The sequence below is a fragment of the Streptomyces sp. NPDC088785 genome (assembly GCF_044750685.1).
Classification (GTDB): Bacteria; Actinomycetota; Actinomycetes; order Streptomycetales; family Streptomycetaceae; genus Streptomyces.
Genome location: NZ_JBIVKH010000004.1, coordinates 318860 through 343655, shown reverse-complemented (window position 1 = coordinate 343655; position 24796 = coordinate 318860). Strand labels below are relative to the sequence as shown.

The window sequence follows — 24796 nt, the reverse complement described above, 5'->3', positions numbered from 1 at the left end:
ATCACTCCTGGGGAGAGGCGGGCGGTGCGGGCACCGTGAGCGAACGGTTCACGAGGGCGTCGGCGGCTCCGGTGTAGGCGGTCGGGTCGAGCAGTGAGGTCAGCCGGCGGGCGGTCAGGTGCGCGCGCACGTCGGGTTCGGCGCCGAGCACCCGGCCCAGGTCGAGACCCTTCGCGTCGGCCGTGCGCGCCGCCTCGCTCAGCAGCTCCCGGGCGCGGGCCCGGCCGAGGTGGGGGGTGAGCACGGCGGCCAGCCGCTCGGTGACGACGGCGCTCGCGGTCAGCGCGAGGTTCGCGCGCATCCGTTCCGGGTCCGGCGTCAGGCCCTCGGCGAGCTCGGCGGCCGTCCACACCGCGCCGCCGGTCAGCCGCACGGCTTCGCGCAGCAGCAGCCACTCGGCGTGCCACACCCCCGCCGACCGTTCGTCCTCGGTGATCAGACACTGGGTCAGCCCCGCGGTCAGGGCGGGCACCTGGAGGGCCGCGCTGCGCACCAGGGTGGACAGGACCGGGTTGCGCTTGTGCGGCATCGCGGACGAGCTGCCGCGGCCGGCCACGGCCGGTTCGCCGGCTTCGGCGATCTCGGTGCGGACCAGGACCTGCACGTCGACGGCGAACTTGCCGAGGGCGGCCGCGGTGAAGGCCAGCGCGGCGGCGAGGTCCGCGACGGGGGTGCGCAGGCTGTGCCAGGGCAGCCGCTGCCCGGCCAGCCCGGTCTCCTCGGCGAACGCCGCCGCGAGGAGGGCCGCGTAGTCGTCGGGCAGGTCCTCGCCGGCCCCGGCCCGGGCGTGCTCCAGGTATCCGGCGAGCGTGCCGGCGGCGCCGCCCAGGGAGACCGGCAGCCCGGCGTGCGCGCGGGCCAGCCGGTCGCGGGCGTCGGCCACCAGCTCCCGCCAGCCGGCCGCCTTGAGGCCGAAGGTGGTGGGCACCGCGTGCAGCGCGAGGGTGCGGCCGGCCATCGCGGTGTCGCGGTGCCGGCCGGCGAGCCGGCCGAGCGCGGTGACGATCCGGTCCGCGTCGGCCAGGACGGGCGCCACGGCACGCCGGCACATCAGCATCGTGCCGGTGTCCAGGATGTCCTGGCTGGTCGAGCCGCGGTGCACGTACTCGGCGGCCGCCGCGTCCTCGGCGGCCACGGCCCGGGTCAGCTCCGCGACCAGGGCGACGACCGGGTTGGCGCTCTCCCTGGCCCGGACGGCCAGGGCGCGCGGGTCGAAGCGGTCGGCCCGCGCCGCCCGGGTGATGGCCTCGGCCGCCCGGGCCGGCACCGTGCCCAGCCGGGCCTGGGCGCGGGCCAGGGCGGACTCCGCGTCCAGCATCGCCTGGAGCCATGCCTTCTCGGTCGTCTCCCGCTCGGCCGGGGCGCCGGCCCTGACCGGTGACAGCAGTCCGGCGTCCGGCCCCGGGTCGTGGGGCCCGGCGGCGTGCGTCATGTGCTCATCTCCAGTACGTCGGCGGGGTGCGGGGCGGTCGCGTCGGCGGGCGGCAGGTCCAGGACGGCCCGTGCCATGGCGTCGGAGTCGCCGAGGGTCACGGAGTTGACGCCCGGCCGGATGCCGGCCGCGGTCACCCAGTGGACCGACTCGGTGGGCACCCCGTAGGCGAAGCGGCGCGGATGGATCCGGCCGTCGGCGTCCACCGTGTGGTACGGGCGGGCCGACACCGCCACGCCGCCGGACTCGACACTGGTGCCGCGGGCGCCCTGGAGCCGGTAGGGCTTCACCTGCCCGGTGTCCAGGAGGTGCCGCAGCAGCGGGTCGGCCGTGTACCGCACGTCGGGCTCGGGCAGCCGGGCCTCGATGAGCACGGAGGCGCGCACGGGCTCCTCGTCCACGTCCGGCGAGACCGCGACGAACGCGTCCCGGCCGCCGTCCGCGGCGAGCGTGAACCGGGCCCGCGGGCCGAGCAGGTGGACCACGCCCGCCTCGATCAGGGCGACCAGCTCCTCGATGCGCGAGGCGGGCGGCCCGATCGACAGGAAGGCGTTGAGCGGGGTGTACCAGCCCTTGAGGTCGTCGCGGTAGGAGCTCCCGTCCAGGCCGCCGTGGTCGACGACGAGCCGGATCTCGTTGCGCAGGTCCCGCAGCACGTCGAGGGCGGCCTTGACGGGGCCGCTGACATTGCCCAGGCGGGCGTGGCGCACGTCGTCGGCCAGGTAGCCGGTCAGCCAGTCGTGGAAGTCGGCGCGGGACGCGAAGCGGCGCCCGCCGGTGGGCCGTTCGATCGCCTGCCAGTCCCAGCGCTCGTCGGCGCCGACCCCGTAGGCGTCGAGCAGCGCGCCGGCCTCCTGGGCGGTGGTGGTCGCCACGTAGCGCCCGGCCAGTTCGACGGCCCGGGCGGCGGGTCCCTGGCCGCGCAGCAGGGTCTCGTAGTAGACGCTCTCCACCTCCTTGGCGATCAGGGGCCACAGGTCGCCGGTGAAGTGGACGTGCTCGCCGGCCCGGCCGCGCCGGCGCAGGGCGTCGACGACCTGGGGGGTCAGCAGCCGGGGTTCGTGGCGGCCGTGCGCCCCCTTCTCGTTGTCGCCGCGCGCGTGGTACGGGATGCCGCGCCGGGAGCCCGCGTACAGGCGCGGCTCCCGTCCGGAGGCGAGGTAGACCAGTCGCGCCCCCTGCCGCACGAACGTGCCGCCGCGGCCGCGGGTGAGCAGCGCCATCTGGTCGAAGAAGTTCAGGCCGAGCCCGCGGATCAGCACGTTCTGGCCGGGCCTGACGCTGGACAGGTCCAGGTCCGCCGGGTTGGCGGGCCGCACGTAGGTCAGCCCGCGCAGGGCCGCGGCCCGGGCCCACGCGGCCTCGGTGGCGCTGGGCAGTTCGGGCAGGTGCCCGAGGGCGAGCACCACGGCGTCGAGGTCGCACAGCCGGGTGCCGTCGGCCAGCGTGAGCGTCTGCGCGGAGCCCGGGGCGCCCGGCCGGTCGTGCAGGGCGACGGCCCGGGTGCGGTGTTCGATGACGCGGCAGTGGGCCGGGGCGCCCTCCCGCACGCGCCGGTAGGCGTCCTCCAGGTAGCGGCCGTAGAACGCCCGGGTGGGGTAGGCGTCCGGGTGCAGGGTGCGGGCCTCGGTGCGGGTCGCCTCCTCGAACCGGCCGGGACCTGCGGGCAGGACGACGGTGCGCGCCCAGTCGTAGAGGTTGGGGCCGGTCACCACGGGGCCGTCCATCTCCACGGTGTCGTCGGTGAACACCGTCACCTGGGACGCCACCGTGTTCATCAGCAGCAGGCGGGACTGGCCGGTGCGCCACACCCGTCCCGCGCCGGGCGGGTAGGGGTCCACCATGTGGACGGTCAGCCTGGGGTGCCGGGGCCGGTCGCGTTCGTTGGCGAGGATGCGCTCCAGCACCGACAGGCCGCGCGGGCCCGCGCCGACGACGCAGACGGTGAAGGCGGAGCCGCTCACCGCGCCTCCTCGGATCCGGTCACCCGGGCGACGAGGCCGTCGGGGTCCTCGGGGAGGTGGTTGCCGCGCCAGGCGACGTGCTGGTCGGGGCGGACCAGGACCAGGTCCCGCTCGTACAGGTCGCGGGCCGTGTCCACCTCGACGTCCAGCACCGACAGCGGCATGCCGTGGGCCTGCGCCGCGGCCTGCAACGGTTTGACGTCGGGGGCGGCGCCGCTCAGGCGCAGCAGGGTGAAGCCCTGGCCGAGCCGGTCGAACAGCGAGCTGCCCGCGCCGTGCCAGGTGTCGAGCCACAGGTGCGGAGTGCGTCCGCCGGGCACGCTGGAGGGGGTGTAGGTGCCCCAGGAGTCGGCGGGCGGCGACCCGTCCGGGACGACGATCGGCGACTCGTCGTAGCGGGCGCCCAGTTGGACGCCCAGCGAGTGGGTGCGCTCGCCGTAGCAGCGCAGTTGTCCGCCGACCCGGGCCCGGGTCTCCGCGCCGAGCGGGCTGTCCTCCTCCAGCTCGGGCGGCCGCTCCACCGAGCCGAGGCCGGCGTTCAGTTCGCGCGCCGCCGTGGTGTTGCGCACGGCGACGGGCAGGCGCTCCGCCTCGTAGCTGGCGAGCAGGTTCCGGCCGCCCCAGCCGGCCAGCACGCCGGCGAGCTTCCACGCCAGGTTGGCGGCGTCGTCGACCCCGGTGTTCATGCCGAACCCGCCGTTGGGGGTGAAGAGGTGGGCGGCGTCGCCGGCCAGCAGGATCCGGCCCACGGTGAACCGCTCGGCCACCAGCGCGACCCCGGGCGTCCAGGGCCGCCGGCTCAGCACCTCGACGGGCAGCCGCCGGCCCGCCGCGCGCTCGACGGCGGCGGCGATCCGCCCGTCCTCGGCGGTGTCCGGGTCGATGGAGCTGCTGAGCAGGAAGAACTCGTCCTCCCCGTTCAGCGAGATCAGGTTCATGACCATGTCGCCGGTGAGCGCCCAGTGGCTCCAGGCCCGGCGGCCGGTCATGACCTCCCGGTAGAAGGTCGGCAGCCGCAGGTGCGCGGCGGTGGCGCGGCGCCCCAGCACGTCCTGGTCCAGGGCCCCGGCGCCCGCGTACCGGACGCCGAGGGCCCGGCGCACCAGGCTCCGGCCGCCGTCGCAGCCGACCACGTAGCGGGCCGTCCACTTCTCGGCGGGCCCGTCCGCGGGCTCGGCGAGCACCTCGGCGTGCGTGGCGTCCTGCTCCAGGGCGGTGACGCGGCGCCCCAGACGCAGGGTGATGTTGGGCCGGGTCCTGGCGTGCTCGTACAGGAACCGCTCGACGTACATCTGGTTGGCGCGGTGCACCGGCTCGGGTATCTGGTCGGTGGCGGGCGCCACCGACGTCTGGCGGCTGCGCCGGCTGCGCGAGGCCAGGTTCAGCCGGGCCAGCTCGGTGCCCGCGTACCGGGTGAAGAAGGCGATGTCGGCCGGGTGGTCGGCGGGCAGGCCGAGGCCCCGGACCACCGTGGAGATGCCGAGGCGGCGGTAGTGCTCCATGGTGCGGGCGTTGTGCGTGTTGCCCCGCGGGCTCTCGTACGGGCGCTCGCCCGCGTCGAACACCACGCTCGGCACGCCGTAGCGGTCGAGGAAGAGGGCGAGCAGGAGGCCGACGGGGCCGCCGCCCACGACGGCCACGGCGGTGTGCTGGGTCTGGCGCATCTAGCGGCCCTCCGCGCTCGTCGGGTCCGGGCCGAGGCCCAGAGCGGTGCGCAGTGTGTCGCGCAGCGTCGCCGCGGGGTCGGCGCAGCGGGTCAGGGTCCGGGCGGCGACGAAGCCGTCCGGGCGGACCAGCACCACACCGTCGTCGTCGTGGCCGCGCAGCCGGGTCCAGACGCCGTCCTCGTCGCGCAGTTCGCCGCCCTCGCCCACGCCGTACGCGTCGATGCGCACGCCGGAGACGTTCGCGAGGCCGCGCGCCGCCTCCAGCCAGTCGGCGGACCGGGCGCCCGCGAGGAGCAGGAACGATCCGGCGGTGCGGTGCAGCTGGTGGGTCGACACCCGCTGCCCGCCGTGGCGCAGCCAGGCGTGCGGCAGCCGGGAGCCGGGCCGGGCCGTCTGGCGGTACTCGAGGCCCAGCGGGTCGGCCGGCGGAAGCACCGTGCCGTCGGGGGTCACGCAGCCGCCGTCCGCGTACGCGTAGCCCATCTCCAGGCCGAGGTGCGCGGTGGTGATCCGGTTGGTGTCGAAGTACTCGCGCAGCACGGTGCGCCGGGTCTCGCCGTCGGGGCCGTCCGCGAACAGGGCGGTCATCTGGGCCCGGTTCCACTCCGGGCGCGCGCCGTGCACCACGCCCGTCGCCGCGGTGAAGGCGATCTGGTTGAACAGCGAGTACACGGCCCGCTCCACCACGCGCAGCGCGACCGGCCTGCGCTCGCGCCCGTAGCTGTCGAGCAGGTCGTCGCCCGCGGTGCCGCCGAGCACCGCCGCCAGCTTCCACGCCAGGTTGTGGGCGTCCTGGATGCCGGTGTTCAGGCCGAGGGCGCCGGACGGCGGGTGGCGGTGGGCGGCGTCGCCGACCAGGAAGACGCGGCCCGAACGGAAGTCGCGGGCCACGGTCCCCTCGACCGGCCACCGGCTGATGCTCCGCACCTCCATGGCGTGGTCGTCGGGGAGTTTGAGGGTGCGGCGCACCATCTTGACGGTGGTCTCGTCGTCCTGGTCCTCGGACCCCGGCGGCCGGGAGAACATGAGGGTCCACTCCGGCGAGTGGCGTCCCCACTGGTCGGGGCCCATCGGGACGACCCCGCAGTGCTCCAGCGTCCCGTCGTCGGAGAGGCTGGAGACCCGGTTGACGACGGCGTCGTCGTACGGGATGAACGGGGAGAAGTCGGACCGGACGTGCAGGTTGATCCACTCCAGGAACGTCGGGGTGCCCTCCATCGGGATCCCGCGCAGCCGCCCCACCGTCTTGCCGCCGTCGGCGGCGACGACGTAGGAGGCGCGGACCCGCAGCAGCCTGTCCCCGTTCGCGCGGTCGCGCACCAGGGCGGTGACGCCCTCCGCGTCCTCGTGGAGCTCCAGCAGCTCGTGGTGGAAGAGCAGCGAGCCGGGGGCCCGTCGCTCGGCGTGCCGGCGCAGCAGCGGTTCGAGCCAGCGCTGTCCCAGGTTGGCGTGCGGCTGGGCGGAGGCCGCCGCGTACCGCTCGGCCAGCTCGCCGCCGCCGTACGCGGCGGTGCGGTACAGCACCTTGCGGTCGTAGGGCTCGTCGCCGCCCAGGCTGGACAGCCAGACCATGGCGCCGCAGTTCTCGGCGGGCGCCCCCTCGCGGTAGATGTCCTCGGCGACACCGTGGTGCGCGAAGACCTCCATCGTGCGGGCGTTCAGGATGTGCGCCTTGGGCTGCAACGACGTCGAGGGGTGGCGCTCCACCAGGAGCGAGTCGATCCCGAGGTCGGACAGCGCGATCGAGGCCGTCAGCCCGGACCCGCCGCCGCCCACGATGAGGACGGACACCCTTCGCTCGGTCGCCCCGGAGGCGTCGACGGTGGTCACCGCGCCACCTCCGCCGTCTCGACGACCAGCAGGTCCGTCTCCAGCGCGAGGTGGTGCACCGTGCTCAGGCGCAGGCCCGCGCCGCTGAACAGGGCGCGGTAGCCGGCCAGGGTGCGCTCGCGCCCGCCCGCCGCCATCAGCAGGTGCAGGTCCCACAGCAGCGGGAGCAGGGGCGCGTCCTGCTCGTCGGGATCGGGGATGACCCGTTCCACGATGAGCAGCCGTCCCGAGGGCGGCATCGCCGCGCGCAGCACCGACAGCATCCGCAGGCAGTGCGCGTCGTCCCAGTCCTGGAGGACCCGGGACAGGAGGTAGACGTCCGCTCCGCCGGGCACGGTCTCGAAGACGTCACCGGCGACGATCTCGTACCGGTCCGCCCCCAGGGCGCGGCCGAGGGCGGCCTCGGCGACCGGCACGACGTGCGGGAGGTCGAACAGGACGCCGTGCAGCTGGGGGTGCACCGTCAGTACGGCGGACAGCAGGGATCCGGCGCCGCCCGCCACGTCCACCACGGTGCGGGCGCCCGAGAAGTCGTGGGCGGCCGCCACGTCCTGGAAGAAGACGTTGCCGGCGTTCATCGCCCGCTGGAACCGGGACGCGGCCTCGGGGTCGGCCGCGAGGTGGGCGCGCAGCGGGGTGCCGAAGGCGTGCTCGAAGCCGGAGGTGCCGGTGCGTACGGCGTCCACGACGGAGCCCCACGCCCGGTGGAACTCCTGGCCGTAGACCACGGCCATGTCGCGCATGGAGCGTTCGTGGTCCGAGCGCAGCAGGTCGCCGGCCTCGGTGAGCCGGTATCCGGCGTCGCCCGAGCCGTCGAACAGCTCCATGGCGGTCAGGAGCCGCATCAGGCGTTCGACGGCGTCCTTGTCGCAGCCCGTGGCGTCGGCGAGCGCCGCGGTCGTCGTGTGTCCGGCGTGCAGGTGGTCCGGGATGCGGAGCGTGGCGGCGGCGTGGAGGGCCTGGGCCTGCCAGGCGCCGGTGAGGATGTCCACCACGCGTCGCGCGGGGTGCGCGTCGACCATGAGTCGGCCTTTCACTGTCGTGGCTGGTTCATTCGGAGCGGGCCGGGGTGAGGCCCGGCGCGCCGTGGGCGGTGGCGGCGGCCGCCGGCACGGGGTCGCCGCTCAGCAGCGCGGCGTGCGTCTCCCGCAGGCGCCGCTTGAGGATCTTTCCGGTGGGGCCCACCGGCAGCGCGTCGCGGTCCGGCGCGACGACGAGGGCGCCCAGCGGGCGCAGCCCCTTCTTGCGCAGCGCCGTGTTGCAGACGTCGAGGAGCTGCTCGGGCGAGCGGTCGACGGCGTCGCGGAAGAGCACCACGGCCGCCGGCAGCGAGAAGCCCGGACGGTCGGGGTCGTCGACGGCGATGACGGCCGCGTCCAGCGCCTGCGTCGTCAGGAGCACCACTTCTTCCAGGGGCAGGCTGTACACCGGCCCGTCAGCGGTGTGGATCACGTCCGGGGTGCGGTCCAGGTGGTACCAGTTGCCGTCCGGTTCGCGCCGCACCACGTCGCCGGTCAGGAAGTAGCCGCCGCTCAGGGACTCCTGGCTGAGCTGCGGGTCGTCCCAGTAGCCGGGCGTGACGCTGGGGGTGCGCACGCCGAGCAGGCCGGCTTCGCCGTCGGGCAGTCGGTTGCCGTCCGCGTCCAGCACCGCGGCGTCCTGGACGGCCTTGATGGGGCGGCCGATCAGCCGGCCGTAGCTGTCGCTGTGCGGGGTGTGGACCGTGCGGAAGAGCACCATGCCCATCTCGCTGGAGCCGAGCCCGTCGATGTAGCACGAGCCGGGCAGCCGCCTGCGCCCCTCGCGGCGGGCGCCCAGTGCGGTGAGCGGGCGGATGTGGCGCTCGTGCGAGGCGTCCCCCATCCCGTTCCAGGAGTGGATGCGCTGGGCCGCGTACGGCGCCACGCGGGTCACGTCGACCTCCGCCAGGGTGAGCGGGAAGCCGAGGACGAAGGTCGGGCGGAAGCGGTTGACCGCGCGGGTCAGCGAGGCCCCGTCCGCGCCGTCCAGGACGAGGGTGGGGATGCCGAGCAGGAGCGCCATGGTGAGGTAGCTGATGCCCGCGGAGTGGCTGTGCGGCAGGGCGGTCAGCATGCGGTCCTCGCGCTGCGAGGGGAAGGTCCACAGCCGCGAGCGCTTGCCGTCGAAGAACGACCCGTGGGTGAACATCGGCGCCTTGGGGCGGCCGGTGGTCCCCGACGAGTGGGAGATCATCACGAGGTCGTCGGCGCGGTGCCGGTAGGGGAAGCCCGGCAGCGGGCCGCTGGGCCGGGGCGCCGTCTCGTCCAGCAGGCGGATGTCCTCGGTGACCACCGACTTGCCCGTGGCGCCGCCGTCCTCCTGCCAGGCGGCGAGGGTGGCCGCCAGCAGGTCGGCGTCGGCGGCCAGCACCGTGATCCGGGTGCGGGTGAAGTACTCGGCGGCGGTGCGCGCCTCCATGCGGGGGTTGCAGTGCACCGCCACCGCGCCCAGGCTCGTCAGGGCGATGTGGTGCAGGAGGCCGAACAGCCCGTTGCGGGTGTGCACTCCCACGTGGGTGTGCGGCAGGACTCCGTGGCTGCGGTACCAGTGGGCGTAACGGATCACCGTGCGCCGCATGTCGTCGAGGGACAGCCCGGTCAGCTCGCCCCGGTCCCAGTGCTCGGACGTGGTGTCGGGGTGGAAGAGGAGCGGACGGTCACGGTCGTCGGCCACCTTCCACGCGTGCCAGAAGAAGTTGCCTGCGCCGAGCCGCCGGTCGGCCGTCAGCCGCAAGCGCTGCGCGACGGAACGGTGGGTGCCGCGGATGTTCATACGTGTGCCTCTCCTACGTCGGCTACGGTGTGGGGCCATGCGGGCCGAGGAGCTTGCGGACCCTGCCGTGCAGCGCCCGCTCCCGGACGTCGGCGGGGACACCGCTCGCCACGGGCGGGCGGCGGTGCAGGATCCGTGCCAGCCGGTCGCCCAGGCCGGCGTCGGGGGTGAGCACGAGGGCTGCCGGGTAGCGGTGCCGGACCTGGGCGAGGAGCGCGGCGCGGTCCCGGCCGCAGAGCACGGCGCACACCCCGCTCGAGGTGGCGGCGGCGAGCAGGTGCCCGCGGTCGTGGGGGGTCAGGGCGTACCGGATGGCCATGCCCTCGCCCTGGTTCCGGAACGCGGTGGGGGTCATGCCGAGCAGTGCGTCGGCGTGGGCGTAGAAGTTGCCCGTGGAGTTGAACCCGCATCGGTAGATGGCTTCGGTGACGGTCGGTGCGGAGCGCAGGGTGTGGTGGAGGCGGTCCGCGCGGCAGGCCTGGACGTACGTCATGGGCGTGACGCCGATGGTCCGGGTGAACAGCCGGTGGAAGTGGAAGCTGCTGAAGCCGACCGCCCGCGCCAGGTCCTCGAGGCCCGGCAGCGGACGCGGCTCCTCCATGCGCCGGCAGGCGCGGACCGCCGCCCTGACGCCGCGCGCGGCCGGGGTGCCGGCCTCGGGGCGGCACCGCCGGCACGGGCGGAACCCGGCCGCCAGCGCCTGGCGTTCGTCGGCGAAGAAGACGGTGTTGGCCCGCCGCGGCCTGCGTGCGGTGCACGAGGGCCTGCTGTAGGTCCCCGTCGTGCGCACCCCGTAGCAGAAGGCTCCGTCGGCCCGCCGGTCCCTGAGGGTGACCGCCTGCCACCGGGCCTCCTCGTCGAGGGCGTCGCCCCGCGGGTCCCACGGGGCGGCGACGGCGGACGCGGGGGCCGGCGGGCTCGGCCGGCTCACTTCTCCAGGCAGAACTCGTTGATCGGGTATCCGACGTGCCGGTCGGCCACCGGCAGGTAGCCGAGCACCTTGTCACCCGGCCTGAGCTCCGTGCTGTTGAGGACCGTCCCGCCGGGGCCGAGCACCCGGACGTGCCAGTCGTCCTGGAGGATCAGGTTGGCCGTGCGTCCGTCCGGGGCCACCGCGTCGATCGAGATGAGCGGACGGCTCTCGATCTTGACGCGGCCGACGGTGACCAGGCGGGTGTGGCCGTGGATGTCGACGGCGGTGACCTTGCTCCCGGCCTTCAGCTCGCTGAGGTAGTTGGTGCGCTCGTCCTGGCCCAGGGTGTAGGAGTGGATCGCCCCGGCGTTGACGCGGAAGGGCCGGGTGGGCATGTACGGCAGCGGGTGCGTCTCGCTGACGCAGAGGATCATGCCCTTGGAGTGCGAGCCGACGAGGATGCCCTCGTCCTCGCGGAAGTAGGTGGCCGTGTCCACGCACGCCCGGTCGCCCATGCCCACGTGGGCGCTGGCGGTTACCTCCAGCTCGACCAGCTCCAGGTCGGGCACGTCCGTCTCGGCGGCCCGGCGCAGCCCGGTGGCGTCGCCGACCGCGGCGGGCGCCATCAGCACCCCGTCGGAGCCGAGTTCGAGCACGCCGAAGATGATCTCGGCCTCCTCGATGTCCTTGGCCACCGTGATCAGGCTGCCCTCGGCCTTGGCGGCCGCCGCGATGACGATCTCCAGGGGGATCTTGGTCGGGTCGCGGAAGTCGAGCAGGCTCCACTTGTCCGTCCGTGCGGAACGGCAGGCGTCCTCGAGGGTCTCCGCGTCGACGATCTCGACGTAGCGGCCGAACTCCACGTCCGGGTGGCGCAGCGCCAGCTCGGCGGGGTCGCCGTGCTTGTCCGGCTCGACGATCACGATGTCGGCCGAGGGGAAGTCGTCGGGCAGCGGGCCTCCCTGGGGGAAGAGGACCTTGCGCACGGTGGGCGGCAGACCTTCCAGGTCGGCCTGGTCCGCGGCGACGATGCCGCTGACGCGTGCGTGCACGGCCTCTTCGATGACGGCTTCCTTGGCCGACCCGATGGTACGCACGTCGATCCAGCTGAGCTTCACAGCACACCTGCCATTCGCGAGGGGGTGGAGGGGGTGGGGGGTACGCCGACGCCGTGGATCAGCTCGGCGAGTTCGAGGACGGTGGCGCGGGGGTGGGGGGAGGTGAACACGCGGCGGCCCACGGCGAGTCCGCTGCACCCGGCGGCGAGGGCCGCCACGGTGAAGTCGGCCAGGCTGGTGGTGCCGGCGCCGCCGGCCACGATGACGGGCAGCGGCGAGTTCTCGACCACCTCCGCCATGCGCTCCACGGGCGCCGCGAACACCGTCTTGACGATGTCCACGCCCAGGTCGGCGGCGATGGTGACCACGTGGGACACCAGTTCGGGGGCGTGCGGGTCGGTGACCCGGGGGCCCCGCGGGTAGATCATGGCGAGCAGCGGCATGCCCCAGCGGTCGCAGGCGGCCGCGACGGCGCCGAGGTCGGCCAGTTGCGCGGACTCGGTGTCGGCGCCGATGTTGACGTGCACGCTCACCGCGTCGGCGCCCACCCGGATGGCGTCCTCGACGTCGCCGACCAGCACCTTGGCGTTGACGTCGGGGCCGTGGGCGGTGCTGGCGCTCAGGTGCACCAGCAAGGAGCAGCCGCCGAGCCGTTCGGGGGCGAGGCTCCTGGCCCGTCCCTTGTGCAGGACGATGCCGTCGGCGCCGCCGGCGACGACGTCGTCGACCAGTGTCCCGAAGCCGCGGACGGTGGTGATGGGGCCGTCCGACACCGAGTGGTCGAGCGGGACGAACAGGAACCGTCCGTCGCCGTGGCCGCACAGCCTGGCCAGACGCAGTGATTTCCCCGTGAGTTGGGTGGTGGTCATCAGGTACTCCCTTGTGAGGGCGCGTGACGGACGAGGAAGGCTCGGCCGGCCGGTCCCCAGGTCATGGAGTCCGGTCCCCCGCCTTCTTGCGGACGAGTGAGACGCCGTCGCCGATCGGCAGGATCACCGACTCCACCCGCGGGTCGGCGGCGACATGGGCGTTGAACCGGCGCATGGGGGCGCCCTCCCCGTCGGGATCGTCCACGACGGTGGAGAACCAGAGGACGTTGTCGACGAGGATCACGCCGCCGGGGCGGATGCGGGGCACCAGCTCCTCGTAGTACGCCGTGTAGTTGTCCTTGTCGGCGTCGATGAACGCCAGGTCCCACTCGGGCGTGCGCGGCAGCTCCCGCAGGGTGTCCAGGGCGGGGCCGAGCCGGAGCTCGATGCGGTCCGACACGCCGGCCTCCTTCCACGCCTCCTGCGCGATGGCGGCCCACTCCTCGTTGACGTCGCACGTCAGGATCCGGCCGTCCGCCGGCAGCCCCTTGGCGAACGCCAGGGCCGAGTAGCCGGTGAAGGTGCCCACCTCGATGACGGACCGGGCCGCCAGCATCTGCGTGAGGAAGGTGAAGAGCGTGCCTTGCGGGGTGCCGATCTGCATACGCGACCGGTCGCCGACGGAAGAAGTCCGCTCGATCAGGTTCCGCTGAAATTCGTCGATCGGACTACTGTTTTCGACTATGTAGCTGAACAGTGCCTCGGATACGAGTTTCGGCCTCATGGAAAAGAGACTGCCACCGCCCTCAATAGAAGCCCACCAGAAGCGGTACAGAGGAGCGGAGGGCGGAAGTCCGGGCACACGAGAAGCGGCATTCCAGGGCTCTGGAAAGCCTGGAATGCCGCTCCGTGAATTACGAAAAAAACTTCAGATTCGGTTTTCGGAGTAGTGCCATTTCGCTACTTCGTCGGGCAGGGGCTCCAGCTCCGCGATCTCGCTGGGCCGGCGGTGCAGGTACTCGGGGTTGCACCCCTGGTAGCCCATCAGCCGCGCCACCGGCGCCAGCACGCCGAACAGCAGGCGCTGCACGGGCCAGGCCGGCGTGGTGAACCGCAGCACGTCCTGGAACTCCAGGGTGGTGACGGCCTGCTGGAGCAGGTGCGGCATGCCCTCGGGGGTCGTCTTCCCGTCCTGCGCGAGACCGAACAGCTGACGCAGCACGAGTTTCTCGAACCGGTCGGCGCGGCCGTTCAGCTCACAGATGTGCCGGGACTGCTCGTCGCCCTCGTTCCACCAGCGGTGCTTGGCCCCCGGGGGTATCAGGATGCTCTCCCCCTCCTGGTCGAGGACCGTGCGGCGCCCGTCGACGTCGAAGGCGACCCGGCCGCGGATCAGGGTGAACCGCTCCTCGCTCATGGGGTGGACGTGCGCCCCCGAGACGGCGCCGCCCGGTTCCACGTAGACGTCCATGATGGTGCGCCGCCCGCCGGTCTCCGCCGCGGGTGTCCTGATCACCACCCGCTCGCGGCACCTCGGGTTCTCGTAGACCTCTCCTCGGCCGACTGTCATGCCGGTACTCCTCATCGTCGGGGCGAGCGTCTCGCCCTCCGTCAGTCAGAGCCGTGCACCACCACTCGCCTCGACCACCTGTCCGGTGACCCATTCGGCCTGGTCGGACGCCAGGTAGGCGATCACCTTCGCGATGTCGTCCGGCCGGCCGACCCGGCGCAGCGCCGTCTCCTGGGAGACGAACTCCTGCGCCTGGGGGTCGTGCCGGAGCCAGCTCGCGTTGACGTCCGTGTCGACCGTGCCCGGGGAAACCGCGTTCACTCTGATTCCGCGCGGGCCCAGCTCCTGGGCCAAAGTGAGCGTCAAGGTGTTCAGCGCTCCCTTTGTCAGCCCGTACGCCACGACCTCCGGGAACGCCATTCGTGTCACGGCGGACGCAACATTAACGATTGCGGAGCCTTCCCGCAATCGGTCCAGCCCTTTCTGTATGAGGAAAAAGGGTGCCCTTACATTGACGGCAAACATACGCTCGTAATCTTCGATCTTGGTTTCTTCGAGCGTGGCGCGCACCGAGGTCGCCGCATTGTTCACCAGAATGTCCACATGGCCGTCGGCGGAGAATTCTTTGATTCTCTCGTCGTAGCCGGCCCAGAGCCGGTCCGGGCCGTCGACGGCGCCGAAGTCGGCCTGCACGGCGAACGCGGTACCGCCCTGCGCGCGGACGGTGTCCACGACGTCGTGCGCGGCGGCCCCGTCCGAGGCGTAGTGCACGGCGACGACCGCGCCCTGCGTGGCGAGCCGGATCGCGGTCGCCCGGCCGATGCCCCGGCTGGCGCCGGTCACCACCGCGGTCTTCCCTGCCAGCTGTCCGCTCATCGGGCATCGGCCTCCGCGGCAGCGCGCCCGCGGCCCAGGAAGAGCCAGACGACGAGGGCGGAGAACAGCAGGAACGCGGCGAGCACCACGACACCGGCGTGCAGGCCGCCGAGGATCGCGTCGGTGGCCGTGCCCTGCGAGGAGAGCGAGGAGGTGCGCGCGGAGATCACCGCGCTGATCACCGGGATGCCGAGGGTGATCGCGATCTGCATGCTCATCGTGGTCAGTCCGGTGGCCAGGCCCTGCTCGTCGTCGGGGAGCCCGGAGGTGGCGCTCACCATGTAGGACACGAGGCTGTAGGCGTGGCCGAAGAAGCCGACCGACAGGGCCAGCAGGACCAGCAGCACACCGGTGGACGACTTCTCACCCAGCAGGACCAGCACCCCGTAGCCGACGCACTGGACCACCAGGGAGAGCGCCAGCACGGCCGGCGCGCCGATCCGGGCCAGCAGGCGCGGGGCGATCGTGCCGCCCAGCACCGTCAGCAGGCCGGGCAGGCCGATCACCACACCCGTCGTGAAGGCCGGGAAGTCCAGGACCTTCTGCATGTACAGCGTGGTGGAGAACGAGGTCGCGGTGGTCATGGCGATCGACGCGAAGCCACCGAAGTTGCCCCACCGCACGGTGCGCCGCTTCAGGACCCGCACCGGCACCAGCGGACTGGGGCTGCGCAGCTCCACGAACCAGAACGCCACCAGCAGCACGACGGCCGCGGCCAGCCAGATGTAGGCCTGCACGCTCCCCCAGCCCTTCTCCCCGGCGGTGGTGATGCCGAAGACGAGGGCGAGCAGCCCCGCGGTCACGGTGACGGCGCCCGGCACGTCGAGCCTGCTGCGCACCGCCGCCCGTCCCTCCGGGATCACCGCGAGGGTGCCCACGAGGACCAGGAGCGCCACCGGCACGTTGATCAGGAAGGACCAGCGCCAGCTGAACAGCTCGGTCAGCGCGCCGCCCAGCAGCGCGCCCGCGCTGAACCCGCCGCCCAGCAGGGCGCCGTTCAGCCCCAGGGCCCGCTGACGCAGCGGCCCCTCGGGGAAGGTGGTGGTCAGCAGCGCCAGCGCCGACGGTACGGAGATGGCGGTCGCCAGTCCCTGCGCCACCCGGGCCCCCAGCAGCATGCCGGGCGACTGGGCGACACCGCCCACCAGCGACGCCGCGGCCAGCAGGGCGATCCCGCAGAGGAACACCTTGCGGCGGCCGAACAGGTCGGCGACCCTGCCGAACAGCAGGGTGAACCCCGCCGCGGGGAGGGCGAACCCGGTGGTGATCCACTGCAACCTGTCCAGCGAGAAGCCGAGCGAGTCACCGATGACCGGCAGGGAGACGGTCAAGATGGAGAAATCGGCGGCGAGCATGAATTGAGCGCCCAGCAGCACCGCCAGGGCGAGCTTCTGCTGCCCCGTCATGCGGACCGGCGCGGCGGGAGCAGCCGTCCCGGCGCTGGTCATTTCCTCCAAGTCGGACATCACGTCCCCTTCGGTCGGTTGCCTTACGCCGGTGGAACACCGCTGCCGCCGCGGCGGTTGCATGCCACCGCGCCGAAGCCGAATTCGACCGCAAGATGCCGAGTGCCCGGCGCGCCCGCCGAGGGCTAGCGTCCATGCCGGCCGTGACGGTCACGGCCGGGAGGGGGAGACGACCGATGCGCGTACCGAAGGAGAGGGGCGAGGGACCCGGGCGGCGCGGTCTCCTCGCGGCGTCGCTCGGCACCGGCGCGGCCGCGGTGCTCGCCCCCGGGCGGGCCGCCGCCGCGCCGGGCCCCGCCGCGGACCGCGCGGCCGGCGCGCCGCCGGCCGAGGTCGTCGTCCCCGACGACCCGCGCTACGGCGAGGTGGTCAGCGGCTGGAACCAGCGCTGGACCGCCACCCCGGACGCCGTGCACCTGGTCGGCACCGCGGCTCAGGCGCGGGCGGCGGTGCAGCGGGCCGTGCGCCGCGGGCAGCGGCTGTCCGTGCGCAGCGGCGGCCACTGCTACGAGGACTTCGTCTTCCATCCGGACGCCCGGCTCGTCGTCGACCTCTCCCGGATGAACGGCGTCTCCTACGACCCGGCGCATCGCGCGTTCGGCGTGCAGCCCGGCGCCCGGCTGCTCGACGTGTACGAGGAGCTGTACCTGCGCTGGGGGGTGACCGTGCCGGCCGGCATCTGCTTCTCGGTCGGGGCGGGCGGGCACGTCTGCGGCGGCGGCTGGGGCATGCTGTGCCGCCGTGACGGGCTGGTGGTGGACCATCTGTTCGGTGTCGAGGCCGTGGTGGTCGACGCCTCCGGCACCGCCCGCCTGGTCACCGCGACCCGCGAGGACGAGGGTCCGCTGCGGGACCTGTGGTGGGCGCACACCGGCGGGGGCGGCGGCAACTTCGGACTCGTGACCCGTTACCTCTTCCGCAGCCCCGGCGCCGCCGGGGAGCCGTCGGACCTGCTGCCGGCGCCGCCGCGCGAGGTGCTGCTCTGCGCCCTGTCGTGGTCGTGGGAGGACCTCGACCGGGCGGACGTGACCCGGCTGCTCGACAACTGGGCCCGCTTCCAGGTGGCGCACCGCGATCCCGGCGGCCCCTACGACTCCCTGTGCAGCTACCTGGTGCTCGGCCACCGCTCGACGGGGACGGTCTCCCTCACGGTGCAGTCGGACGCCACGGAGCCGGACGCCGAGGCCCGCCTCGACGCCTTCCTGCGGGAGCTGACCCGCGGGGTGCGCGCCCGCACCGGCGCGGCCGACCGCGCCGTGGGGAAGCACCCGGCGCTGCCCGGGCTGCACACCGCCCGCCGCATGCCGTGGATGCGGGCGACCCGGCTGCTCGGCACGACCAACGCGCTGGTGAACGATCCGAGCCTGTACGGCGACTTCAAGTCCGCCTACCTGCGGCGCCCCTTCACCGCCGCGCAGGCGGACACCCTGTACGACCAGTTCTCCGGCACCGACGTCGGCACCGCGACGGCCTCCCTCACGCTCAGCTCCTACGGCGGCCGGGTCAACGCCGTCCCGCGCGACGCCACCGCCTCGGTGCACCGGGACTCGGCGTTCAAGGCGCTGTGGGGCGTCTTCTGGGACTCCCCGGCGCAGGAGGCGGCGAGCCTGTCCTGGATCAGGGCGGCCTACGGCGACGTCTTCGCCGCGACCGGGGGCGTGCCCGCGCCGACCGACGCGGCCGACGGCGCCTACGTCAACTATCCCGACGCCGACCTGGGGGATTCCCGGTGGAACACCTCGTCGGTGCCCTGGCACGACCTCTACTACGGCGAGAACTATCCGCGGCTTCAGCGGGTGAAGGGGCACTGGGACCCGACGGACGTCTTCCACCACCGACAGTCCGTCCGGCTCCCCGGCCGCTGACGTTCCCCGCCGGGGCCGTGCAACCCTTTTGACGACGACGGGGTTCTGAACTGTGATGGACGAAATGGCCGAGCAGCTGACCGAGCGCCTGGCGATGGACCTGGACGACGGCTTCACCGAACTCGTCCGGCTCCACGCCTCGGCGGTGCGCGCCTTCCTGTTCCGCGTCTGCGGCTCCGCCGCCGAGGCGGACGACCTGGCGCAGGACACGTTTCTGCGGGCGTACACCGCACTGCGCGGTTACGCTCCGGAGCGGCGACGGGCCCTGCGTCCGCGGCCCTGGCTCATGACCATCGCCGCCAACGTGTGGCGCAATCACGTGCGCACCAGTGTGCGCAGGCCGGTCTCCGTGACGGCCGTCGAGGACGCCTGCCAGGCGTGGCCCGACGGAAGCCCGGGGCCGGAGGAACGGGCCGCGACGACCGAGGACCGCGGACGACTCGTCTCGGCCCTCACCCAATTACCGGAGAGCCCGCGCGTGGCAGTCGTTCTGCGCCACGTCGTCGGAATGAGTTATGGCGAGATCGCCGAGGTCCAGGGGTGCCCGGTGGGAACGGTGAAGGCCCAGGTGTCGCGTGGCATCGGTAGCCTGCGTTCATTGCTCGAAGTCGAGGATCCGCCCCCGAAGGAGGTGTTGAGGTGAGTACGGACAACCAGAACCAGCCGCATCCCAAGACCGAAGTGGAGAGAGCGCTGGCCGACCTCACATCTCCCGCGCCGCTGGACTTCGGACTGCGTGTCCTGCAACGGGTGGGCATCCCCGAGGACCGCTACGACCGCTACGTCCACCTGGACACGGACGCCGGCGGACTCTACGTCGCCTTCCGGCCGCAGGCGGTCATCACCGGCGCGATGCTCGACAGCATGGTCGTCAGCACCGAGATGTTCGAGGAACTGCACCAGAACCGGACCGGGCGCACCGCGATCCGGGCGAGCGCTCCCGCTCCCGGGCTGCGCACCGCCCTGCGCACCGGGCGGGCCAAGAACCTCGACATCGACCTCGGGCCGCTGCCCGCCGACCGGCAGGCCGTCCTGCGGGCGGTGCGCACGGTGCCCCGGGGGCAGCTGCGTCCCGCCAGCTGGATCGCCCGCGAGGCCGGCGCGCGGGACCCGGCGGCGGTGGCGGAGGCGCTGCGCGACAATCCCGTGGTCCTGCTGATCCCCTGCCACCGCGTGACGGACGAGAACGGCGAGCCGTTCGACGCCGCCTATCTGCCGTCCGCCGGCCGGGCGATGCGGGACGCCGAGGGCATCGACATGGAGCGGCTTGCGGAGTACCGCAGGCGCGGGACGCTGCTGCTGGGCAGCGACACCACCCGCATCTTCTGTCATCCCACCTGTGCCCACGCCCGCCGCATCACCGTGGCGCACCAGCGCCCGTTCCACACCGCGTCGGAGGCGAACGCGGCGGGATACCGCGCCTGTCGCGTCTGTCGTCCCGTCACCGTCTGACCCCATGCCGCCCGCCGACGTTCGACACCCCGCCAGGAGACCCACCGTGCCCATCGCAGAGCAGACGGCTGTCGTCACCCACCCCACCCCGCTGGGCGACCTCACCCTCGCCGCCTCGGACGAAGCCGTGTACTACTGCGGGTTCGCGAGCCCCGAGGAGGTGCGGCGCCGCCTGGGCGCCGGGGCCGACGGCTCAGACGGGGCGGACGGGGCGGGCGAGACGGGCGGAGCGCTCCTGAAGGAGGCCCGCGGGCAGCTGGACGCCTATCTCGACGGCCGGCTGTTCGCCTTCTCGCTGCCGGTCGACCTGGGTCTCGCCTCCGACTTCGTGCGCCGCACGGTCACCGCGCTCGCCGAACTCACCGGGTACGGGCAGACCCGCACCTACGGGGAGCTGGCCGCCCGCATCGACCGGGCCGGGGCCGCCCGCGCGGTGGGGACCGCGCTGGGCGCCAACCCCCTGTGCGTGATCGAGCCCTGCCACCGCATCCTGCCGGCGTCCGGCCGGATCGGCGGCTATGCCGGAGGGAGCACGGCCAAGGAGTTCCTGCTCCGACTCGAAGCGTCCCACCGCCTCTGACGAGGCCTTCGGACGGGAACCGGGGGCCACATCCCCCGGACCCCCGGTTCCTTCGATGTGCGGGGCCGCCCCGGCCGGGGCGGCCCCGCATCTGCGTGTCGCAACCGTTCGCCGCTCCCCGGTGTTCTACGGGCGGAGCACCTTCCCGACAGCGAAGCGAGGGACGCGTGGGTACCGTGCGCAGGACCGCCGAGGACGTCAGCTGGTGGGGTGAGGAGCTGGTCGCCCGGCAGCCCGCACCCGCCGCCTGGGCCGTCAGTGGCCGGGTGGTCACCTATGGTCAGCTGCGGCTGCAAGTGACCGGGCTGAGAGGGCTGTTCGCCGCGCACGGCATCCGGCCGGGCAGCACGGTCGCGCTGCGCGGCATGCAGAGTTTCTCCCAGCTGTGGTCGATCCTCGCCCTGTGGTCGCTGGGCGCCCAGGTCCTGCTGATCGACCCGGAGATCCGCGGGGACGAGCTGGTGGGACTCCTCGACGGGTGCCGCCCGCAGTTCTTCATCGCCTTCGGCTCACCGCCGCCGCGGCGCGGGCAGTTCCGCGACGAGTGCGAGATCCTCGTCAAGCGGCTGCGCGCGGGCCGGCCGGCCGCCACCGATCACGTCCTGGTCCAGCTGACGTCGGGCAGCACGGGTCGCGTCAAGGCGGTGGGCCGCACCGGCCGGTCGCTGCGGGCGGAGCTCGACGCCTTCCGGCGGACCGGCGGGATGCCCCAGGCGGCGGACCGGGTCCTGGTCGTCGGCCCGATGGCGCACTCGTTCAACCTGATCGGCGGGCTGCTGCACAACATGGACGTGGGGGCGACGACCGTCTTCGCGGGGAGCATGTCGCTGCCTTCGCTGCTGCGCGCGTCCCTGCGTTCCGGCGTCGACACGGTCCTCGGCACCGCGGAGCAGGTCGCCCAGCTGGCGCGCGGAGGCAGGGCGTTGCGCATCCACACGCTCCGCAGGGCGCTGGCCGGCGGCGCTCCGCTCGCGCCGCAGGTGCACACGGCGTTCGCCGAGCGGCACGGCGTGCGGATCGGGCAGGCGTACGGGACGACGGAGACCGGCATCATCGCGGCGGACCCGACCGGCTGGTTCGGCCCCGACACGGTCGGCATGATCGCCCCCGGGCGTCAGGTGCGGCTCGTCGACGGCGAGTTGCAGGTGCGCCTGGAACGCAACCCGTACGTGGACGCCGGTGCCTCGTCGGCGGCCTTCCTGCCGGAGGCGGCCGGTCCGGCGGGCTGGCTGCGCACCGGGGACCTCGCCGCGTTCGACCCGGACAACGGCGGCCTGCGCATCCGGGGGCGGATCGATCCGCTGCGGGAGCGCGTGGGGGTGCCCGAGCGCGCGGAGAGCGTGCTGCTGGCGGCCCGCACCGCGGGCCGGGTCCTCACCGCCGGTGGCTGGCAGGCACACCTGCGGTGAGGCGGGACGGGTCCTGGTCGAGGTCCGCGGAGTTCAATATGCGGCGCTGGAGGTTCTGCACGGTGGGGCCCGGCTCGATCCCCAGGTCGGCGACGAGCCGGATGCGCAGCGCGTTGAAGACCTTGAGCGCGCGGGCCCGCTCGCCGCACAGGGCCAGGGCGCGCATGTACTGGAAGTGCAGCCCCTCGTGAAAGGGGTTGTCCGGTACGCACAGGGCCAGGTCCGCGATGGCCTCGTGATATTGGCCGGCCGAAACCCGGGCTTCCGAAAGGGTTTCGATCACGCCGAGCCGCGCTTCATTCAGTCGGCGGCGCTGGGCTTCGAGAGCGGGGCCCGTAGCAACATCGGAAAAGGCCGGACCCCGCCAGATCTCCAGGGCGCGCAGAAGTTTATCCATACCCGCCGCGAGTTCACCATCACGCAAAAGGGACCGACCTTTAACCGCAAGTTCAATAAAAGCCGTGTGATCAGATACGACCAAGGTGTCGTCAATTGCATATCCACCCGGCAAAGTCAGCAGGACCTCGTCGGCGACGACCTGCCGCGGGAGCCTGCAGAACCCCTCCAGCATCCTCCTGACCTGCATCACATAGGTGTGTAGGTTGCGTGCGGCGCTCCGCGGCGGGGCCTCTCCCCACACCTCGCGCTCCAGCGCCCCGTTCGCGATCATGGCTCCCGGATTCCCGCACAGCAACGCGAGAACGGTTCTCGGCTTCGGCGCAAGATCCACCCGCATATGCCGTCCGGCGGAGGAAGCCACGAGATGACCCAGGACTCGGATCTCCAGCTTCTGACCGTGATCTCCGAACATGAAACACCTCCATCAGGTCGCGCAAAGAACTTTACAACCACATAAAACAATAGCACTTCCCCGTCGAACATATGGCTGAAATTGGCCACATGCAACCAACGCTTCACACATGGTGTTTGTCAGGGCGATGAACAGAAATGACGCGAGTCACTCATGACCGAGCGGCAGACCGTGTTCCGGTGGGCGGCGGTCGTCGGCAACGCCGACTGGTGCCTGACCGGCCCGCTGGTCACAGCCGTGGCCGCCGCGTGGCGGACGGACGTGTCGACGGTGACCGTCGGCATCGCCGCCTACTCGCTCGGCTTCGGCTGCGCCCTGCCTGTCTGGGGGGCCGTGGCGGACCGGTGGGGGCCGCGGCACGGTCTGCGCGCCGGACTGCTCCTGGCGGCCGGCGCGTCCACCGCCACCGCGTTGTGCCCCGGCCCCGGCTGGTGGGTCGTCCTGCGCGCGGCGGCCGGGGCGGCGTTCGCCGCGGTGCCCCCCTGCACGGCTCTGATCTGCGACGCGGCGCCGTCGGCCGGTGAGCGCCACCGGGCCTTCGCCGCGCTCACGGCCGCCACGGCCGCCGCGGCGATCGCGGCTCCCCTGCTCGGCGCGCTGGCGTCGGGGGCCGGCGCGTGGCGGTTCGCCTATCTGACGGTCGCCGCCTCCTGCGCCCTGGCGGCGCTCGGCACGCGCGGCGCCGCGACCGGCGGCCGGACGGGCGGGGCCGGGAGCCGCGACCGGACCAGCGGCGCCCGCCATCCGCCGCTCCCCGTCGCCCCGTCGGGGGGCCCGGGGCGCGGCACCGCCTTCGCCGTGGTCATCGGCGTCGGGGTGGTCGAGGGGGTCGGCCTGCTGGCCCTGCCCACCCTGCTGAGCACGTCCCTCACCCTGACCGGCGACCCCACGGCGACAGCCCTGGCGCAGACGGTGTACGCCACGGGGGTGCTCGGCAGCGCGGCCGTGCGCCGCAGGCCGCGGCAGCTGTCCGGGCCGGGCGGGGTCGCCGGCGCGGCGGGCGCCGTCGGCATCGCCCTGGTGCCGGGCACGTCCGCCGTGCTGGGCTGCGCCGTGCTCCTCGGACTCGCCTGGGGCTGGCTGCACACCGGACTCCAGACCTGGCTGCCGCCCCTGCTGCCGCCGCCCTCCCGGGCGCGGGCGGCGGCGCTGTTCGCGGCGTCCTCCATGCTCGCCGCCTCCCTGGCCGTGCTCGTCGGCACGCAGCTGCTGCGCCGCGGACTGCACGGGACCGTCTTCGCGGCGGGCGCCCTCGCCTGCGCGCTGCTCGCCTGCCTGGCGAGGGCCGTGGCCCAGCACTCGGCACGGCACCGCACTCCCAGCCCACCGCCCGTACGCACGGGCCCAGCCATTGGAGAAGGACGTGACGCTCCCCCTGAGCACGCTCACTGAGCAGGAGCAGCGCTGCTGGGAGGTGTACCGGCAGGCCACCAGGCTGTTGCAGGACCATCTGGAGCGACGGCTCCAGCACGACGCGCGGATGCGCCCGGTCCACTACGACGTGCTCAGTCTGCTCGCCCAGGCGCCCGACGCACGATTACGGATGAACGAGCTGGCGCGCGGCGCGCACGTCAGCGCCTCCCGCATCTCCCAGACCGTCAACCGCCTGGAGGCGGCCGGCTGGGTCCGGCGGGAGGACTCAGCGGAGGACCGCCGCGGCCAGGTCGCGGTGCTGACCGAGGCCGGAGGGCGCGTTCTCGGCCAGGCCGCCCCCGTCCTCTCCGAGGCCGTCCACCAGGCCCTGCTCGGCCCGCTCTCGTCGGCCCAGCGGAACGTGCTGACCGAGATCATGACCCTGCTCGCGGAGGGCCTGCGCCGCTCGGGTCCGTGACGCCCGGAGCCGTGGGACCCGGGGCCATGACCCCGCGCCGGGTCCGGACGAGCACGTCCCCGCGCCGCGGCGCCGGGGCACCCCTGCCCCCTGGACGCGTCGTCGCCGTGGGCTCACCGGGTCGCGAACGGCACGTCCCGGCTCTGTGGGTGGACGAAGAGCGGGTGCCTCTGCGCGCGGAGCGGAATGGCCCGCCACCGCACGACGGGTCGACGGGTCGACGGTCACCTCACCGGCCGGTCCTGAACTGGACTCCCTGTCGATGTCCGGTTCTGACAGCCCTGGGCAAAGCACCGAGCCGGGGATAATGTCGACAGTACCGCCCCGGCCCCCGGCTGTACCGCTTCCACCGCGACGTCGCACCGCAGCACGGCGGACACCCTGCAAGGAACCGCGAGGCGCTTCTCGCGGTTCCTTGCAGGGTGTCCCTGGTCCCTCCGGTGCGTCACCCGAGGCACGCTCTGTGGCCTCAACTCCTGCGCGAGACACCGAAGTCCGGGCGGCGCCCATGTACGTGTTCCTGCTTCCGG

21 protein-coding genes are annotated in these 24796 nt (G+C 73.4%); 7 read left to right on the top strand and 14 right to left on the bottom strand.

Features of this window, described 5'->3' with window-relative positions; genetic code table 11:
• Window position 1: 1 nt before the first annotated feature.
• The 13 genes from ACIP5K_RS15520 to ACIP5K_RS15460 form a co-directional block, all read right to left on the bottom strand.
• Entirely contained in the window at window positions 2–1432 is a 1431-nt protein-coding gene (locus ACIP5K_RS15520) for a lyase family protein (RefSeq protein WP_401409663.1), read from the bottom strand.
• On the bottom strand, window positions 1429–3396 hold the full coding sequence (locus ACIP5K_RS15515; protein WP_401409661.1) for an FAD/NAD(P)-binding protein: 1968 nt from the start codon (window positions 3394–3396) through the stop codon (window positions 1429–1431). Before ACIP5K_RS15515 ends, ACIP5K_RS15520 begins: the two co-directional genes overlap by 4 nt.
• Window positions 3393–5060 (bottom strand): FAD-dependent monooxygenase, encoded by a 1668-nt coding sequence (locus ACIP5K_RS15510; RefSeq protein WP_401409659.1) that lies wholly within the window; start codon window positions 5058–5060, stop codon window positions 3393–3395. The genes ACIP5K_RS15515 and ACIP5K_RS15510 overlap by 4 nt, the downstream gene beginning before the upstream one ends.
• Window positions 5061–6893, bottom strand: a complete 1833-nt coding sequence (locus ACIP5K_RS15505) for an FAD-dependent monooxygenase (protein ID WP_401409657.1) — start codon at window positions 6891–6893, stop codon at window positions 5061–5063. It lies immediately after the preceding gene.
• Window positions 6890–7915: a methyltransferase gene (locus ACIP5K_RS15500; protein ID WP_401409656.1), complete on the bottom strand. Its 1026-nt coding sequence runs from the start codon at window positions 7913–7915 to the stop codon at window positions 6890–6892. The genes ACIP5K_RS15505 and ACIP5K_RS15500 overlap by 4 nt, the downstream gene beginning before the upstream one ends.
• 28 nt (window positions 7916–7943) lie before the next feature.
• Window positions 7944–9686, bottom strand: coding sequence for a class I adenylate-forming enzyme family protein (locus ACIP5K_RS15495; RefSeq protein ID WP_401409654.1), 1743 nt, complete (start codon window positions 9684–9686; stop codon window positions 7944–7946).
• A gap of 22 nt (window positions 9687–9708) precedes the next feature.
• A complete protein-coding gene (locus ACIP5K_RS15490; protein ID WP_401409652.1) occupies window positions 9709–10617 on the bottom strand; it encodes a bifunctional transcriptional activator/DNA repair enzyme AdaA in 909 nt (302 codons plus the stop codon).
• Complete coding sequence (locus tag ACIP5K_RS15485) at window positions 10614–11717, bottom strand: 3-dehydroquinate synthase II family protein (RefSeq protein ID WP_401409650.1); 1104 nt, start codon at window positions 11715–11717, stop codon at window positions 10614–10616. The genes ACIP5K_RS15490 and ACIP5K_RS15485 overlap by 4 nt, the downstream gene beginning before the upstream one ends.
• On the bottom strand, window positions 11714–12526 hold the full coding sequence (locus tag ACIP5K_RS15480) for a 2-amino-3,7-dideoxy-D-threo-hept-6-ulosonate synthase (RefSeq protein ID WP_401409648.1): 813 nt from the start codon (window positions 12524–12526) through the stop codon (window positions 11714–11716). Before ACIP5K_RS15480 ends, ACIP5K_RS15485 begins: the two co-directional genes overlap by 4 nt.
• A 61-nt stretch (window positions 12527–12587) precedes the next feature.
• Window positions 12588–13250: an O-methyltransferase gene (locus ACIP5K_RS15475; RefSeq protein WP_401409646.1), complete on the bottom strand. Its 663-nt coding sequence runs from the start codon at window positions 13248–13250 to the stop codon at window positions 12588–12590.
• A gap of 144 nt (window positions 13251–13394) precedes the next feature.
• Entirely contained in the window at window positions 13395–14036 is a 642-nt protein-coding gene (locus ACIP5K_RS15470) for a cupin domain-containing protein (RefSeq protein WP_401409644.1), read from the bottom strand.
• Window positions 14037–14081: 45 nt separating this feature from the next.
• Window positions 14082–14852 (bottom strand): SDR family oxidoreductase, encoded by a 771-nt coding sequence (locus ACIP5K_RS15465; protein ID WP_401409642.1) that lies wholly within the window; start codon window positions 14850–14852, stop codon window positions 14082–14084.
• Window positions 14849–16318 (bottom strand): MFS transporter, encoded by a 1470-nt coding sequence (locus ACIP5K_RS15460; protein WP_401409640.1) that lies wholly within the window; start codon window positions 16316–16318, stop codon window positions 14849–14851. The genes ACIP5K_RS15465 and ACIP5K_RS15460 overlap by 4 nt, the downstream gene beginning before the upstream one ends.
• A 176-nt stretch (window positions 16319–16494) precedes the next feature.
• Between ACIP5K_RS15460 and ACIP5K_RS15455 the strand changes: the two genes are divergently transcribed.
• From ACIP5K_RS15455 to ACIP5K_RS15435, 5 genes are all read left to right on the top strand, one after another.
• On the top strand, window positions 16495–18183 hold the full coding sequence (locus ACIP5K_RS15455) for an FAD-binding protein (protein ID WP_401409638.1): 1689 nt from the start codon (window positions 16495–16497) through the stop codon (window positions 18181–18183).
• A 55-nt stretch (window positions 18184–18238) separates the two neighbouring features.
• The gene (locus ACIP5K_RS15450; protein ID WP_401409636.1) at window positions 18239–18826 is read left to right on the top strand and encodes an RNA polymerase sigma factor; all 588 of its coding nucleotides are present in this window, start codon (window positions 18239–18241) and stop codon (window positions 18824–18826) included.
• On the top strand, window positions 18823–19635 hold the full coding sequence (locus tag ACIP5K_RS15445) for an MGMT family protein (protein WP_401409635.1): 813 nt from the start codon (window positions 18823–18825) through the stop codon (window positions 19633–19635). The genes ACIP5K_RS15450 and ACIP5K_RS15445 overlap by 4 nt, the downstream gene beginning before the upstream one ends.
• Before the next feature lie 46 nt (window positions 19636–19681).
• Window positions 19682–20215, top strand: coding sequence for a methylated-DNA--[protein]-cysteine S-methyltransferase (locus ACIP5K_RS15440; RefSeq protein ID WP_401409633.1), 534 nt, complete (start codon window positions 19682–19684; stop codon window positions 20213–20215).
• Between the two features lie 176 nt (window positions 20216–20391).
• Window positions 20392–21624, top strand: coding sequence for a class I adenylate-forming enzyme family protein (locus ACIP5K_RS15435; RefSeq protein WP_401409631.1), 1233 nt, complete (start codon window positions 20392–20394; stop codon window positions 21622–21624).
• On the opposite strand, the gene ACIP5K_RS15430 is transcribed toward ACIP5K_RS15435, so the two are convergent.
• Window positions 21590–22435 (bottom strand): BTAD domain-containing putative transcriptional regulator, encoded by an 846-nt coding sequence (locus ACIP5K_RS15430; protein WP_401409629.1) that lies wholly within the window; start codon window positions 22433–22435, stop codon window positions 21590–21592. The genes ACIP5K_RS15435 and ACIP5K_RS15430 overlap by 35 nt on opposite strands.
• Window positions 22436–22588: 153 nt before the next feature.
• On the opposite strand from ACIP5K_RS15430, the gene ACIP5K_RS15425 reads away from it, so the two are divergent.
• Window positions 22589–23827 (top strand): MFS transporter, encoded by a 1239-nt coding sequence (locus ACIP5K_RS15425; RefSeq protein WP_401409627.1) that lies wholly within the window; start codon window positions 22589–22591, stop codon window positions 23825–23827.
• The gene (locus ACIP5K_RS15420; protein ID WP_401409626.1) at window positions 23799–24266 is read left to right on the top strand and encodes a MarR family winged helix-turn-helix transcriptional regulator; all 468 of its coding nucleotides are present in this window, start codon (window positions 23799–23801) and stop codon (window positions 24264–24266) included. The genes ACIP5K_RS15425 and ACIP5K_RS15420 overlap by 29 nt, the downstream gene beginning before the upstream one ends.
• Window positions 24267–24796 lie beyond the last annotated feature (530 nt).

Coding starts and splice junctions, on each gene's coding strand:
- ACIP5K_RS15450 (WP_401409636.1), top strand. CDS start 18,239: ATGGACGAAATGGCCGAGCAGCTGACCGAGCGCCTGGCGATGGACCTG.
- ACIP5K_RS15425 (WP_401409627.1), top strand. CDS start 22,589: ATGACCGAGCGGCAGACCGTGTTCCGGTGGGCGGCGGTCGTCGGCAAC.
- ACIP5K_RS15470 (WP_401409644.1), bottom strand. CDS start 14,036: ATGACAGTCGGCCGAGGAGAGGTCTACGAGAACCCGAGGTGCCGCGAG.
- ACIP5K_RS15510 (WP_401409659.1), bottom strand. CDS start 5,060: ATGCGCCAGACCCAGCACACCGCCGTGGCCGTCGTGGGCGGCGGCCCC.
- ACIP5K_RS15495 (WP_401409654.1), bottom strand. CDS start 9,686: ATGAACATCCGCGGCACCCACCGTTCCGTCGCGCAGCGCTTGCGGCTG.
- ACIP5K_RS15500 (WP_401409656.1), bottom strand. CDS start 7,915: ATGGTCGACGCGCACCCCGCGCGACGCGTGGTGGACATCCTCACCGGC.
- ACIP5K_RS15520 (WP_401409663.1), bottom strand. CDS start 1,432: ATGACGCACGCCGCCGGGCCCCACGACCCGGGGCCGGACGCCGGACTG.
- ACIP5K_RS15480 (WP_401409648.1), bottom strand. CDS start 12,526: ATGACCACCACCCAACTCACGGGGAAATCACTGCGTCTGGCCAGGCTG.
- ACIP5K_RS15430 (WP_401409629.1), bottom strand. CDS start 22,435: ATGTTCGGAGATCACGGTCAGAAGCTGGAGATCCGAGTCCTGGGTCAT.
- ACIP5K_RS15475 (WP_401409646.1), bottom strand. CDS start 13,250: ATGAGGCCGAAACTCGTATCCGAGGCACTGTTCAGCTACATAGTCGAA.
- ACIP5K_RS15465 (WP_401409642.1), bottom strand. CDS start 14,852: ATGAGCGGACAGCTGGCAGGGAAGACCGCGGTGGTGACCGGCGCCAGC.
- ACIP5K_RS15460 (WP_401409640.1), bottom strand. CDS start 16,318: ATGTCCGACTTGGAGGAAATGACCAGCGCCGGGACGGCTGCTCCCGCC.
- ACIP5K_RS15455 (WP_401409638.1), top strand. CDS start 16,495: ATGCGCGTACCGAAGGAGAGGGGCGAGGGACCCGGGCGGCGCGGTCTC.